Source organism: Proteiniphilum sp. LBM24028, from assembly GCF_056629195.1.
Genome location: NZ_CM152817.1, coordinates 1,683,795 through 1,698,528, shown reverse-complemented (window position 1 = coordinate 1,698,528; position 14,734 = coordinate 1,683,795). Strand labels below are relative to the sequence as shown.

Here is a 14,734-nt window from a genome sequence, read left to right as displayed (position 1 = left end):
ATTTATTTATTAGGGGTTAATCGCAACGCGAAACCACCCCTTTCCAAAAGATTGAATGATAAGTTGTCGTTGTTGGTGACCTGTTTCAATTCTTTTTTCATTGTGGTGTGCGTCTCATCACTAAAAATGAAAGCATCGTATCTTTTTCCCTTATCCAAAAAATTGAGTTGGATATCAATGGTACGTGCTTCGTCTGTCATCCCGCCGATATACCATTCATTGCCTTTTCTGCGTGCAATCACGATATGGCTGGCTGGCATTCCTTCAATATATTTTATCTCATCCCATGTTGAAGGGATATCTTTAATCAGCTCTCTTCCTGGCCAGTCAAGAAGTTTTTTTCCGTGTTCCGCATAGATCATCAGGCCGGCTTCGTACACAATGGGCATGGCTAACTGATAGGCATGTGTGCCTGGAGACCGTTCAAAGTGGATGACCGTATAACTGACCGGACCCATTACATTTCTGACGTACGGAATGGTAAGATCGTTTGCAGCTGGTTTTGTTCTTCTTTCCATGCCATCTACTCCTTCGAGCGTCATCAGGTTCGGAAATTGCCTGCGTTCACCTGTTGGAATGGTATTTCCGTGCAGCTCGAGAAGAAACGAGTATTTGATACCTAATTGAAAGATCCAGTCTCTCATTTGCAAACTTTGCTGTGTATCTTCGTAGTCTCTCCAGTCGCGCGGATTATCACTGAGTGTATTGTTGTCGAAAAAGTCAATTTTAGCTCCTTTTAGTCCCCAGTCTGCGTATCTCTTCATGGTTGAGTCGGCTTTGGCAGGAGTATCGAATTCACGGGTATGTGCCCATCCTATCACTCCCACATTCTTTGCGTCGGCATATTCAACGACGTTCAATACGGAGTCGCTTCCACCCCAGCGGTTTGCGAATCCGGCATCAGCCATGTAGTATTCCCAACCCATTTCGTCAACCGCATCAATCCACATACGGGGTTTGTCTCCATCCCTGGCAATAAAATCCCACATGACACGTCCCGGTCTCACCCAGTCTTTCATGGTGCCATCCTGATTCAGATAGGCTGGATTGGTAGGAGGATTCAAGTTTTCAGCCAGATAAGATTCCACAATTTTCCCGGGGGTTTCGGGGGAAATGATGGCCATTCTCCAAGGAGATTGAAAGGGTAGTGTAGAATGTACGGGACCAATTTTTTCCTGATCCAGCGGATAGCTGTAAGTGAACCGGTTAGCTGATCGTTGAAAGTGGGTCTGTACATAATTGCCATAGGTTGCCGCCTGTCCCATCAACACAAAATGATTTTTATCCTTCAGGTGAGCCAGCACGGGATTGGACATCTGTTCACCGTCAATCGGACCCAACGCACTTTCATATCCATACCTGTTCGGATGGTTTTGTCCGTAGTAAGTGAGATTCGTATCAGCCAGATTAATGGAACTGCTTTCACCGCTGAATTCAATATTGCCTTCACCCGGTATTTCGTAGCGATAGGCGACTCCATCGTTATATACCCGGAATACAATGTTCAATTGTTGTTCGTTTTTACTGAAAGTCAAGGTTTGCTCATTCGCATGATTCCGATAGGTAGAAACTTTTCCCTGGGGAAGGTGATATGTTTCATCCACTATTTTTTTCGAAGAGCCTTCGAGCTTCATTCCCGATATGAATTCCCCCAGATTGGTAGAAATCCCCATCGAGCTTTGTGATACCACTTCCTGACCATTACTTATTACTGAATAATGGACTGATCCTTGCTCTTTATCGAATTTCAGTATTGCGGTAATTTGACCGTCCGGCGAGGGAACCGTAAAGTCGGATTTCGAAGAACAAGCATTTCCGATTAAACAGACCAATAATAAAATTGCTGGTTTGAATAAAAATTTGCCCATATCTAATACATTTTACAGGTTTAAATTTTTTTTTTTTTTCATCAAGTACTTTTTTGCTGATGTCAATATCTAAATTTCTTGTGGTCATTGTAGGATCATTTCCGAAGAAATCTTCTCCATCAACCATTACTCTTCGAATTGCTTTTTCTGCAACAGTGATTTGGCCATTCATATCAACCTCCACTCCGGGCAGCCTTTTCAATAAGTCTTCAACAACAGCATTCCCTTGCAACCGGTATGAGGCAGGATTGTATTCAAGGGTGTCTTCTTTCACAATAACTTCCGGCATTTTGCCCACCACTACAGCATCAGATAACATGATTGACAATTCTTTCAATTCAAGATCAGGGACAACTATTTCTTTTTTCCATGAAACTTTGTGCTTGAATAATGTGAAAAGATGTTTCAAAACTTATGAAGGAAATCTTTAGAATGTAATTGTTTTGTTTCACACTATTTAATCTAAATGCTCCATCCATCCCTGATGCGGTACTCATAATGATATGGCTATCAGCCGCATTCAATAATTGAATGGTTGCCTGTTCTACTGGTAAACGATCTTCGTATTGGTAAACTTTTCCAACGATATTTCCAGGAGTTGCAGTCTGGATTTCCTGTGCATTAACCAGAACATAAGAACATTGCAATACGATGAACAAAAGAGCCATAAAAATTCTCATAGGCTAGATACGACTGAGTGTAATACAAGACTTTAAGTTTGTATAAAGAATTCAGACAAGACCAGAGCTTGCCTGAATTCTTTAAAATTTCTAAGGCACTTTTACACTCCTGTAATCTGTGTAGAATGTATCAATTGCTGCGGGCTCAGGTAGATAAAGAGTACGATATTCAAAAGATCCACCAGAAGGAAATTGTTTTAAAACAATATTTCTATTTGCTACCGACAGCAATGTATCTATTGATGTACCCATTTTGTCGGTGTACTTCAACTGATACCCAATTGTGTTGTCGTAGTCTCCAGACCAGGTATAACCTAACTCCGATTTTGAGGCATTGTATTTGAGGTTTTTGATGGAGACATTGAGTAATGTAGCCTGGAAATTATCGCCATATACAGTGAGTGTGTAACTGTCCTTAACCGAGGCGAATTTGAAGTTCTGGTCTCTATTGATGATATCGAAACTGACGCTCCCTTCGTTTAGATTTTCGATAAATAAATAACCGGGTTGGTCTAATGGAGTTACATGTATATCCTTTATGATGGAATCATTTCCCAATGCCCATTTAATTACACATTTTTTTGCTTTGGGGTCCGATAACCAATACATCATCATAGCCCGTTCCCGTCCAGGATATAAGTACATTGAGTCGAACTTTGCTATATAGATGGTCTCTCCATCCATTAAATATTTATCATGTAATTCATTCATATCTGAACATGCCGATATAAGAATTAGTACAATTGATGATAAAATGGGGATTATTGTTTTTCTCATTTTTTTAATCATTAAAGATGTAAATATTTAATTAATTATTCAGCGGGTTCCCCCCAGAAAGCTAATTCTGATATGTGAAACATTTCTGTGGCTCCCCATGTTTCTTCTATTTCAAACATGATGTATCGCACAGGAATTGCCAGGTCAATATCAAAATTGTAATCTTCACCAAAATTGGCCCCCTTGTCAATATCTTCCTGTGTTCGTTGCCCCAGCGGGAGCCCCGAAGGTTTCACGGATTCAAATGATCCCAAAAGATGCCATTGGTTTTCCGGCTCCGTGGCAATTACTCTTGCGGAAGGAAGCGGGTGCCCGTAAATTTTGAATTTTTTGGGATTTCCGTGTTCATACGCCCAGGTGTTTCCTCTTTGGTAAAGCTTGAGTCGACTCAATGTATATGTTTGCTGCATATCGAACGTAAACCTTACCGGAAAGGCAACTCCCGCAGGACCGTGAAAGAAATTGCTGGAACTGGTATAGGCCATCGTCCTCAAATCCCACAATTTTTCAATTTCATAGGATCCGGAGTATCGCTGGTAGGGAATACTTGGATCTCCGTTCCACCGTTTCCAATATGTTTTACGATCGAGTTCTTCCTCATACTTCGGGTAGAAAATTCCGGAAATGGTATCCGTGGCATTTCCCCAACGATCTCGGATCTGAAAGATGAACTTCTGTTCACCCACTGGGAAGCCCCGGACATACCCAAGACCATCTTGCGCCGCACTGTAAAAGTTTTGTACGTTTTCGGTCAGCGATGAACCTTTGACCGGTTTGGAGACCAAAATCGTTAAATCGGCCTGTGCCTCATTTTTCCATTTCAATTGTATTCCTCCAAAATCACTTTTGGCAACCAATGACTCAAAAGCATCATAAATAGGCGATCTTTTCGGTGTGATTTTCACGATGACAGGTTCCGATTCGTTCTGGCTCCTATCCACGCTCCTCAGCTCGATTGTTCTTTCCTCTTCCTTAGCAAAACCGATGATGTCCATCGTATTGGCATACAAGGATGATTTTACCTCCATCGACCTTCCATCATCCAATTGATAGTTTGCTTTCACATAAAGAAGATCGTTATCATTGGGGATGTCGTAACGGATGGTAACACCCCCTCCAAATTGCTCTATAATTTCAACATTTGTTACTTTCCCTGGAATGGTTGAATCAACCGGGTATTGACCTACGTATTCCTCCTTACAAGAAGGAAATAAGAATAATATCAACAAGAGATAACTATAGTATTTCATACGATTAATTTTTTTAAGTTAAAAACTACCAACCGGGATTCTGGATTAAATTTGTGTTTTGGGTTAGATTGCTCTCCTTAATGGGCCACAAATAATCGCGTAATCCAAACTTAAGGGTGTAAACGGTTTTGATCTGGTAATAATCTTCCGTTTCCAAACCGTCGATGTTCCAGCCTTTAATGGGCATATTTAACTGGTTCATAATGTCGTAACGACCTCTTTTGATGCCTCCGCTCCATCTGCGAATATCGTAATAATAATTTCCTTCGAATGCCAACTCAATCAATCGCTCCTGATGAATGATATCACGCATTCCATCTTTTGTCTTGAATTTGTCCGGATTTTTCGAATATTTCGTCCAGCTCTCTTCTATGCTTTCCAAACCGGCCCTTTCCCTGATCATATTCAAATATTTGTACACTTCGGCATCGGGCGCTGTCTTGGTTTCATTTAAGGCTTCGGCGTATAACAGATAGAGATCGGCCAATCGCATCAGAGGCCAGAAATACTTCTCTTCCGTAAAAGAGCCTTTGGGCGCAACGGTATTGTGTGACACCAATTTTCTAATAAAATATCCGGTTGGCGAATAGTATTGTTGACCATTTCGTCCCGCCGGGTTACCGGTCGGGTCACCCGCTTTTGCTCTTACAACATACTGATTCTCTTCCGAGGGATTGGTTATTCCCCCTCCAAACCAACGTGCGCCGTCGAAGGAAACACTACCGTAAAACCTTAACTCTCTGTTTAAGTGCAAACGGGCAGTTTGAAAATTTTCTTCAATCATCAGCCGGTGCTGTTTATCGGATGTCGTTACTTGATATCGGTTGGCATACCAGTCTTTCGCCTCCCATTCCACATCTTCTTCTATTGGAACACCGTTGGATGAATAGAAGTTTTCGGCCGTGAACAGGGTTGGTGTCGCCTCAACATTCACCCGTGCGGTTCTGTAATCGCCTGAAATGGCCGGAATACAATCGAATTGAACATGTTTTGAGTCAACGGTAACCTGTGACCAGATAATTTCGGGATTCATCTTTTCGGTAACAATCCTGCTGGGCTGCAAGATCAGTCGGGTAGAATCGGAAATATTAAGACCATAAGGGATCGCATAGTGATACAACATGAAACCGGCGGCTTCACACATCTCGATGGCTTCCTCACAGGCTGTTAATGCTCTTTCCCATTTACTGGCGTCGTAGGGTGAATAGAGTAATTGAATACCGCGACTGTCCACAAAGTTCTTATAGCTTTCGTTTCCATTATAAAAAGGACTTGCCGCATGAACCAATATTTTGGCCTTCAGAGAAGCGGCGATCGGCTTGGTGATTCTTCCATATTCCGTCACCTCGGCATCAACTTTCTCGGGTAGTTCGGGAATGGCTTCGTCCAATAGGGAAACAATGTAATCGATGCATTCGTTCAACGGGTCTCTAAAGACCTTCACCTCTTCGGGAGAAGCAAAGATGGGGAGATTCGTTTTTATTAACGGTATGGCACCGTAATGCTGCACCAAGACCCAATGATAATATGCTTTCAAAAACTTTACCTCGGCGATCCACCTGCTTTTTTCGTAGGAATCAAGATCCCTTACCATATCGATGTTGTCCAAAAATTCGTTGCAACTTCGTAACCCTCTGAACAAACCTTTGTTGGAAGATATTCCGCCTCCACCATCCCAGTAATTGATGTAGGGATTGGTCACATTATTCCCTTCGAGGGTTATTCTGACACCGTTACTGCGATTTCTGTAGTAGGTGGTAATTTCATCGCCCATAAATCTTCCGGGTGACTGCCCTTGGTACTCGTGTCGTGGCATGTAGGAGTAACAGGTTGCCAAATAGGTTTCCGCACTTATTCGATCCCTGAAAACATAATCGATTGTACCTACTTTTTCCGGAACAACGTCAAGAAAATTTTCACATGACGAAGCAAGAAACAATAAAATAAACAGTAATAAATAATTATTTTTCATAATCATCCAATTTTTTTAAAATGACAAGTTTATACCAATATTATGCACGCGTTGAACAGGATAGTTAAATCCATTTCCTGCCATTTCGGGATCCCATAGCTTAAATTTGCTGAAACATAACAAATTGAGTCCGCTGTAGTATATTCTAAGGCTGTTAATATGGTAGTTATTGATAAGTGATTTTGGTAATGAGTAGCCGAGTTCGACCGATTTTAACCGCAAAAATGTACCGTCCCTCATGAACCATGTATTTCGCTGTCTGTTATTGTTGATAACCGTGGTGGATAATCTTGGCCAAAATGCATATAAATTTCGATTTTCTTCCGACCAGTGATTTTCTTCAATGATTTTCAATAGTTGATTTTGCGAGTTTTGACTGAAGTCACCGGTGTCGACAAAGGGTGTAACCTTCTCATAGTCAATCCAAAATGACTCCCTCGCCAAACCCTGGAAGAAAAAAGAGGCATCAATGCCTTTCCATCCGCAAGAGGCACCAAAACCGTAAACAATTTCGGGGCTTGTTGGGTAACCTATCGGAACCATATCAATGGAGGTAATCTGTCCGTCGCCATTAATATCTTTATACTTTATGTCGCCTCCCAAATAATCGCCAAAAGTTTGTACGGGCGAGTTTTGTATCTCTTTCTCGTCAACGAAAAGCCTTTCTGCAACATAGCCCCACTGTTGGCTCAGGGAATATCCAACCCTCGATCGCCAAGGTGTAAGGGAGTAGTCGGGCTCTTCATATACTTTATATGCACTGTGAGCATAGGTGAAGTTTGCTCGGCCGGACATCCAAAAATTGTTGGAAAAATACTGATTGTAATCGAGTGAAAGATCAACTCCCTTGCTTACCGCCTTCCCCACATTTGCTTTAATACCAGTGGATAATCCCATTGTTGTTGGAATGGAAGAACGATCCATTAAGATGTTATATCGGTCATCTCTATAAACATCCACCTGCAGTTCCCATTTGTTGAACAACCCCAACTCAAGACCCAGATTTGTTTTTTTGGAAGTCTCCCAGGTGATGTTTTCATTGGGATATCGTACTATCGATACCCCGTTTCTCGAGTAATTATACATGGAACCCCATGTGTAAGAATAATCGGAGTTGTTCATGTTGACTTCCGATAAATAGAAGAATCTTTCGTCCGAACTTCCAATTGCGTCATTACCCACCAAACCGTAGGTGGCTTTTAATTTTAATTTGGAAATTGTTTTTTCCAATTCCGGTGTCCAAAAAGCTTCATTGGAGATGATGTATCCAAGCCCCACGGAAGGGAAAAATCCAAAACGCTCTTTTTTGGCAAATCGCTCGGAGCCATTATATCCGAAATTGGCTTCCAAAAAGTAGCGGTCATCATACGCATAGGTGAACCTACCTGCCAATCCGATATTTCTGGCGGGCAACGATCTTTGCAAATTATTGGCATCGACGGAGGTCAGCTCATCCCTCATCGTGTATACCAACATGCCGCTCACTCCATGCTTTTCATTAAAAGTTTGATCATAATTGAGGGCAGTTTCAAAATAGGTGTTTGTAATTACATTTTTTCTGTCTTCGCTTGTCGTTAAATAATCGGTACCGCTATTGGGATTTAGTGCGTTTAAGATATATGTGTCTTTCAAGGGATCATAATTGGTCGCCGTAAAATAATAAGGGTTATAGGAACGTCTGATTCCGTATTCCGATCTCCGGTTCGTATTGAACATCGCCCGGAGTTTTAATCCGTCGGTGATCATACCCAGATCCTGCGATAATTCGAATTGTGCAAGCATTAACGATGTCTTGGTATCTCTGTATCCTTTCACCATGTCGGCGTAGGGGTTCAGATAGTCTCCATTTTCATAGTTTCCAAACAATACGTACGGCGTTGTTTCATTTGCGGCATCCGGTTGATAATAAGGGGGATATAAAACCGGGTTTGTTTGGGTGATTTTTCTGTATAGGGTATTGCCGGAATCGATCGGGCCCGAATAGTCGTCCATCGTTGCATGTAAACGCACATTCGCTTTTGTCGTTTTGGTTACATTTACGTTCACATTTGATCGCAATAAATATTTTATAAGATTGATGTTATTGTTGAAGTTATTCAACTTGGATGTTTTTAATGATCCTTCGTCTTTCGAGACCGAAGCGGCAATATAATATCTCGCCACGTTTCCTCCTCCACTGATATTAAGATTGGCTCGCTGATTCAGTGTCGTTGGTTTGAAAAGCTCATTGTACCAATCGACCGCGGGAAAGACATTGGGGTTTAGTCCCAGTCTGGTGTTTTCAATTTTCTGGGGACTGTGCATGACGATACCCAACGGATCTCGTGTCATGACTGCTTCGTTTTGCAGATGCATGTATGTGATGGGATCGGACCATTCTGTCTTTTGGGTAGGAGAGGAGACGGACAATTCATAACGTGCCGATATTTTTGCTTTACCCTCCGTTCCCTCTTTTGTCGTCACCAAAATAACGCCGTTTGCGCCGCGTGCTCCATACAAGGCAGTTGCGGTGGCATCTTTCATGATTGAAAAACTGGCTATGTCATCAACCTGCAGCCTCGATAGATCTCTTGAAGTTAACTCTATACCATCAATTAGAATGAGCGGATCTTTCTTGTAGCCGAAGGTTGTCACGCCGCGAATAAAGAAGTCTGCGTTATCTTGTCCCGGCTCCCCACTTCGCTGATAAGATATCATTCCCGCAATTCGCCCGGCGAGCGCCGTAGTCAGATTGCTGGTCGGTGCCTGTAATTCAGACGGTTTGATGGTTGCAATTGATGATAAGACACTCTCCTTTTTTTGTGTCCCAAAGGCGACGACCGTTACCTCATCGAGCATGTCTATTTTTTCGGCCATCACAACGTTAATCGTCCTTTGATCACCTACCTTTATCGTTTGTGATTCCATCCCGACGAAAGTATATGTCAGTGCATCCGTCGAGTTTACCTCAATCGAATAATCGCCGTCGATGTCCGTAATCACTCCCCTTGTTGAACCCTCCACGGTAATGGTTACTCCGGGTAACGGTTCACCTTGTTCATCAACAACGTTGCCTCTAACTGTTATGTTCTGAGAAAACATAACAGTGCATGTCATCCATAAGAGTATGGACAAAACTCCTTTCATTGCTTTAAATACTTGTTTTCGTTCCATGCTATTGTTTTTAGTGTTTTCAGTAATTATTGATTTATTGTTTTTTTTATTTCATTTACGTTTGTTTTGATGTTTGGGTGCAACAATCATTCGCTTTGCTCATTGTTGCGACTGTACTGTTCTGAACTGTGCTGATTTTGTTGTAAAGCTATTGCTTGAAAAAATCGATCACCCAAATATCATTTACCTACGTGAGCGATCATCCTTCAAAAACAGATCAGTGTATCACGTTTATTGTTTTCTGTCTCTCTCAGTCATGGGGCTGCGGATTGGAGTTTGTATTTTTTTCGTATATATAAAAATCCCCCAGGAGCAGCGATTCGTCCTTTATGCCGTTACTTGGTCTGTCGTTGGGATCGCTCAATGTTTTTCCGTAACTACGGTAAATGCCAAATTTATTACGAATATTCGTGGCGCCTTTTCGCCACATATCAATATTTTGAATTGAATAATCTATTAATACTTTCATGTCTCTTATCCGGATTATCTTGATCCGGAAAAAACCGTTGTGGGTATAGTGAACCTCCTCCTGTACCTGCACCCATTCGTCTTCGAACTCCTCCATGGGAATATTGTCCACAATGGTACCTTTGTTTGTGGAAGAAATATCCCCGGTATGGATTATCTGTACCCTTCTGTTTGTACCGTCGTTATTTCCACGTAGCGTAATGGTAATAATGGGTGCGCCGTTATTTCCTTCCTGTGCTTTTAACTGATGGATATGGCAAAAACTGGTCGATGGACGAAACCCTTTGGGTATTTTGAATTTCCACTCCAACCATTGCCGTTCATCCCAGTTACCGTTCATCTTATACCAGTTGCCCGACGTCTGCGACTTCATCTCGTTACGCTGCCTGTCCTCCAGTTTGCCCCTGTCGCCGTCTAAAAAAGGGTTTACATGAATCATAAACTTGAATACATGTTGCTTCAACGTTTCGTCATAGACATTCAAGCAATGTATCCCGTCATTATGATCCAGATCAGACGAATTCGGATGTTCCGAATAATCCCATCCAAATTGCCTCATGTGACGGTGAATCTCGGCATAATCTTTGTCTGCCAGAGATGGAGTACCCTGCATGGAACTTTGTAATGTATATCCATGAGCTATCGGACTATCAGACACGGAATCAGCAACTTTTCCTTTCTGTGAAATGCGAAAAGTTTTGGATACATCAAATTTATCCAGCTTAACCGTAATCTGAGCCGTACGGGATGCTTCCGTAGGATTGGGGGCAACAAATAGAGTCACAAAATCATTACCGGTTGTTTGTAATTTTAACCATGACGATGCTCCACTTTCAACGTGCGCTGTCCAATCGGCCGTTGCCGTTATCTTTATGGTGCATACCCCTCCTTCACTTTCGATGTTTTCATTACCGCTGATTGATAACGTTGGCGTTGTTTTCGCCTCTTCCTGTGAATTACAGGAGATTAGCGGCGATAACATAATGAAAATGGTCCATACACTTTTAAAAAAATTGAATTTCACAGTTTCTTGATTTTTTAGTTTTTCATTCCATTTCAAAATAAGTCATTAAGGAAAATGACTTTTCTCCTCCGTAATATTACCAGACATTCGCTCTTCTAACTGTGCCAGATATAAACTTTTAGGGACGACATGATGTCCGTGTGCATCGAAAATAGCTTCGGGTAGTGCTCCTTCCTTGTCAAACGGACGTGGTAAAACCAATCTCTCTCCAATACACCCAATCATCCAGTTGTACGTGCCCGGAGGCAGTTGGTTGACATAATTCCTTGCCTCACAATTCCAGGCTACAGACCATGCTGTCCCCCAACCATGGCCTGATCCCATGCTGCCACGGTTTTTAAAATCAATTCCTCCGTCAGGTAAAATACAATTATCGAACAGCATGCCCGTACTCCATCGCTGGTGACCTTCAATACGTCCGTTTCCTTTAAAGGTGCAATTTAAAAAAACGATAGGTCCGGTTTGTCCTGCTCCAACCGCGACAAACCAAATATTATCACCTTCAACCGAACAATCTTTTACCAGTATCTGCCCTCCGTTTGGGGCAAATTCTGCCGGTTTTGAGGCACCTACATGCAACGCATTCCGGATTACATTTACCCGTTCCAGTGTAATTCTCCGTCCACCAATTCGAACACTTTCCATGGTTTCGATGCAATCAATATCTCTTGCCCAACAATCTTCCCCGTTAATATTTAATGCATAGTATAGAGCCTCGCTATGATTTACGGCTTGGTCGGGAGAAATAATTTGCAAGTTTTCCACTCCCGCATTCTTTAAGCGTTTTATATGGTTGACAACTACTACCGTCGTGTTATCATCAGTGAAACGGGAATTATAGGAGTCTGCAAGAGGGACTGTCAACGTAATCCGGTTTTCATTGATGGATGCAATGATGCGTTCTGTGATGATACTGGAACCCGCCTTGATCCATGTCTGTGGCTTCCCGTCCCGTACCAGATTGTCCATTTGCATGAACTCTATCCACTTTTCGGTGATCGGCTTGTGAATCTCAATATTATCCCCGACAGAGAGTTTCGATGCATTCTCAACTGTAAAAGATGAAGCTCCCGCCGGGACATACTCATCAATAATTTTACAACTAATCCCGCTAAGATCAGTCATACCCAAACGATTCCCGATCTTTCGGCTGTTTTCACTGCTTTCGCTATTTAGCGCGATGGCTGTATGTTTACTGCCCTGCATAACAATCACGCTTTCCTTTAAGCGTGTACCGGATCCACGTAGCACAACTCCATCTTGGGCAATTGTCAGGGTTTTCCCGCACGGAAATTTTCCGGGAGCAAGTAAAACCGCACCTCTAAACCCATTTATCAACGGCATGGACGAAACCTCGTTGATAGCTTCCTGTATTAGATCTGAATAGTCAATAACTCCTGGAACCAGGTTTACCACTTTCTTTATCGGAACATCGGGTAGATTGACGCCTCCACCCATATATCCGGCATGAGAAAAGTCCATAATTCTGTCGCCTTCCTCCGAGGTTTTATAAACCAATTTATTGTTTGCTCCTATCCTTATCCATTCGCTTTGCGGAAATAGATAGGTTGGAATCAAAATCAATAAAAGCACAATCTTATAATTGATGCGCATATGAAAAATTATTTTTTTCTGGTTGTAATCACAATTGCCCCGTTTGATCCTTTTATCCCATACATTGCACCGTCGCTCTGTACTTCCAGTTGTTCAATATCGTTGACATTCACAGAACGGTCGGCATCGTAGCTTCCCCTGTATTCAACCCCGTCAATAATAAAAAGCGGTTCGTTGTTTAGATCAAAAGAACTCCCTCCACGGATGGTTACGTAGGTATTGCCATTGGCTTCGGAAACTGTCACTCCAGGAAGATTTCCTCTCAACAGATCATACAACGAATTTGCACCACTCTGTTCAATTTGTCTTCGGGTAAGAATATTCGGGTTGAAGGGCAGCAGTGTTTTGTTTGAATAGGGAACTGTGAATTCCTGCGAATTGTCTTTTAAAAGGAATTCGTTCTTTTTCAATGTAATTATTAATTCATTCCCTCTACCTTTGATTGGTATTACAGCATCCTGCTTTTTTGTGACAGAGATAATCAGTGTGTCTTTTTCGTTCAGATCCTGTAGAATAAACAGACCTTGTTTGTCCGTTTTAACTCCGTCCAACGAATTTTTTACCCATACATTCATTCTGCGTACAGGCTTTCCTTTCTCCGACAAAATAACGCCTCTTATGGTATCTTGTGCCGCAAGGGTTATACAAGATAGCAGCAATCCAAATATCAATATTTCTGTTTTCATTTGCTTGAAATTATGAACGTTACATTAAGAATTGAGAAAGCTCCCCATGATCCGGCGCATATTTTGTTGTTTGCATCCGGATCAAGGGAATGCTGCATTTTCACAGCTCAAAGGCCGGCCGTTACTCTTTCGTATAAAATCTTATTTAAGTAATTCTGTGGTCGATGCATATGCATCATCAAAATAAAGCATTGGCCTGTTGGCCCCTCCATTTCCGTTCGGGAAAACAATCCGCCAGTTGTCAATGAAAATACCTCCTTGTATCTGATTTAATGTACGAAGTTCACTGATGACAGGTGTTGTCAGAACCTCTTCTCCTTCCATAAAGATATGGAGGTGGTAATTCTCATCAATAGCCATTCCCACCTTTTTGTAATTTTTATTGGTAAAGGTCGACATTTTACTGATCGTGTAATAATAGTCGTACGTGGTGGTCAGACCCATGACGTTTCTTGTCTGAATTGAAACTCTTGAATTGTAGGTGGTTGATCCATCCGGCGAAGTGGCACCTTCGGGGACAACCGGAAATCCGGGGGTCACATTGGTAGGATACCAGAAGAATGAGATCCTGTTAACAAACCCGGTTTCCGAAGCAGGGTCTTTCAGACAATTCAGTTGATATTCCAACATCGTATTTCCGGTCTTATTGCCCACCTTGATTGTTTCAAGTGTAGGCGCATTCGACTCAAATCCAAGTTTTGCCCGAATGGAAAAAGGGGTGGTAAGCTCGGGATCTCCAAAAGAACGATTCAAATACCGGTTTACTTCACTTGAAGAGTTCACATTGGCCCGTAGCCAGCCGTTTGTTTGTCCGTTCACGGTTTCTGTCCTTAACGACAGTGTTGTGCTCGATTGACCCGAGAAGGCATAGGGTGATTTTTCGAACTTTTCGAAAAAATAACTGGACACAAACATCTTTTTTTCCCGGATATCTGTTTTGTTTCCCACGGTTACTTTGCAACGTATGGTATAGGTTCCCGGAACATTCGGTGCCTTCCAGGTCATCTCATCCAATCCCTGTGGTTGGGTGAGCGTACCTCCGTCGGCGCTCCACTCGTAATTTGTGTGCCATAAGTCGCTGGAATGGACATTCATCCAGATTTTCACTTTCTGGTTACAGAAGAATTCATTCCCGTCGGAACTCAACGAGTCGATTTCTATGAAACTGTCGTCGGAACAGCCCGTCAGCCAGAAAATGAAAAGTAAACCAATTATAAATTTATCTATTCGTTTCATAATGAT

Annotated in this window: 11 protein-coding genes; all 11 read right to left on the bottom strand. The window is 42.1% G+C overall.

The annotated features are described in order from the left end of the window. Positions 1-2 precede the first annotated feature (2 nt). The 11 genes from AC1HCU_RS06735 to AC1HCU_RS06685 all read right to left on the bottom strand — a co-directional run bounded on the left by AC1HCU_RS06735 (position 3) and on the right by AC1HCU_RS06685 (position 14,728). Positions 3-1,832 carry a glycoside hydrolase family 97 protein gene (locus AC1HCU_RS06735; RefSeq protein WP_480371097.1) on the bottom strand — a complete coding sequence of 610 codons (1,830 nt, stop codon included), beginning with the start codon at positions 1,830-1,832 and terminating at the stop codon, positions 3-5. Continuing rightward, on the bottom strand, positions 1,738-2,187 hold the full coding sequence (locus AC1HCU_RS06730; protein WP_480370631.1) for a hypothetical protein: 450 nt from the start codon (positions 2,185-2,187) through the stop codon (positions 1,738-1,740). The genes AC1HCU_RS06735 and AC1HCU_RS06730 overlap by 95 nt, the downstream gene beginning before the upstream one ends. Positions 2,188-2,212: 25 nt before the next feature. Beyond that, a complete protein-coding gene (locus AC1HCU_RS06725) occupies positions 2,213-2,536 on the bottom strand; it encodes a peptidase associated/transthyretin-like domain-containing protein (RefSeq protein ID WP_480370628.1) in 324 nt (107 codons plus the stop codon). Positions 2,537-2,638: 102 nt separating this feature from the next. After that, on the bottom strand, positions 2,639-3,259 hold the full coding sequence (locus AC1HCU_RS06720; RefSeq protein ID WP_480370625.1) for a DUF4998 domain-containing protein: 621 nt from the start codon (positions 3,257-3,259) through the stop codon (positions 2,639-2,641). Positions 3,260-3,360: 101 nt separating this feature from the next. Next, positions 3,361-4,575, bottom strand: coding sequence for a DUF5000 domain-containing lipoprotein (locus tag AC1HCU_RS06715; RefSeq protein ID WP_480370622.1), 1,215 nt, complete (start codon positions 4,573-4,575; stop codon positions 3,361-3,363). 25 nt (positions 4,576-4,600) lie between these two features. After that, positions 4,601-6,547 carry a RagB/SusD family nutrient uptake outer membrane protein gene (locus AC1HCU_RS06710; protein WP_480370619.1) on the bottom strand — a complete coding sequence of 649 codons (1,947 nt, stop codon included), beginning with the start codon at positions 6,545-6,547 and terminating at the stop codon, positions 4,601-4,603. 15 nt (positions 6,548-6,562) lie between these two features. Continuing rightward, the gene (locus tag AC1HCU_RS06705; protein ID WP_480371094.1) at positions 6,563-9,673 is read right to left on the bottom strand and encodes a SusC/RagA family TonB-linked outer membrane protein; all 3,111 of its coding nucleotides are present in this window, start codon (positions 9,671-9,673) and stop codon (positions 6,563-6,565) included. Between the two features lie 277 nt (positions 9,674-9,950). Next, complete coding sequence (locus tag AC1HCU_RS06700; RefSeq protein WP_480370616.1) at positions 9,951-11,192, bottom strand: BACON domain-containing protein; 1,242 nt, start codon at positions 11,190-11,192, stop codon at positions 9,951-9,953. 45 nt (positions 11,193-11,237) lie between these two features. Further along, positions 11,238-12,806, bottom strand: coding sequence for a hypothetical protein (locus AC1HCU_RS06695; RefSeq protein WP_480370613.1), 1,569 nt, complete (start codon positions 12,804-12,806; stop codon positions 11,238-11,240). Between the two features lie 8 nt (positions 12,807-12,814). After that, positions 12,815-13,492, bottom strand: coding sequence for a TonB-dependent receptor plug domain-containing protein (locus AC1HCU_RS06690; protein ID WP_480370610.1), 678 nt, complete (start codon positions 13,490-13,492; stop codon positions 12,815-12,817). A gap of 141 nt (positions 13,493-13,633) precedes the next feature. Next, complete coding sequence (locus AC1HCU_RS06685; RefSeq protein WP_480370607.1) at positions 13,634-14,728, bottom strand: hypothetical protein; 1,095 nt, start codon at positions 14,726-14,728, stop codon at positions 13,634-13,636. Between the last annotated feature and the right edge of the window lie 6 nt (positions 14,729-14,734).

Excerpts from the sequence above, each read along its gene's own strand:
- AC1HCU_RS06730 (WP_480370631.1), bottom strand. The coding sequence starts at position 2,187 with ATGTTATCTGATGCTGTAGTGGTGGGCAAAATGCCGGAAGTTATTGTG.
- AC1HCU_RS06725 (WP_480370628.1), bottom strand. The coding sequence starts at position 2,536 with ATGGCTCTTTTGTTCATCGTATTGCAATGTTCTTATGTTCTGGTTAAT.
- AC1HCU_RS06720 (WP_480370625.1), bottom strand. The coding sequence starts at position 3,259 with ATGAATGAATTACATGATAAATATTTAATGGATGGAGAGACCATCTAT.
- AC1HCU_RS06715 (WP_480370622.1), bottom strand. The coding sequence starts at position 4,575 with ATGAAATACTATAGTTATCTCTTGTTGATATTATTCTTATTTCCTTCT.
- AC1HCU_RS06710 (WP_480370619.1), bottom strand. The coding sequence starts at position 6,547 with ATGAAAAATAATTATTTATTACTGTTTATTTTATTGTTTCTTGCTTCG.
- AC1HCU_RS06705 (WP_480371094.1), bottom strand. The coding sequence starts at position 9,673 with ATGAAAGGAGTTTTGTCCATACTCTTATGGATGACATGCACTGTTATG.
- AC1HCU_RS06695 (WP_480370613.1), bottom strand. The coding sequence starts at position 12,806 with ATGCGCATCAATTATAAGATTGTGCTTTTATTGATTTTGATTCCAACC.
- AC1HCU_RS06690 (WP_480370610.1), bottom strand. The coding sequence starts at position 13,492 with ATGAAAACAGAAATATTGATATTTGGATTGCTGCTATCTTGTATAACC.
- AC1HCU_RS06685 (WP_480370607.1), bottom strand. The coding sequence starts at position 14,728 with ATGAAACGAATAGATAAATTTATAATTGGTTTACTTTTCATTTTCTGG.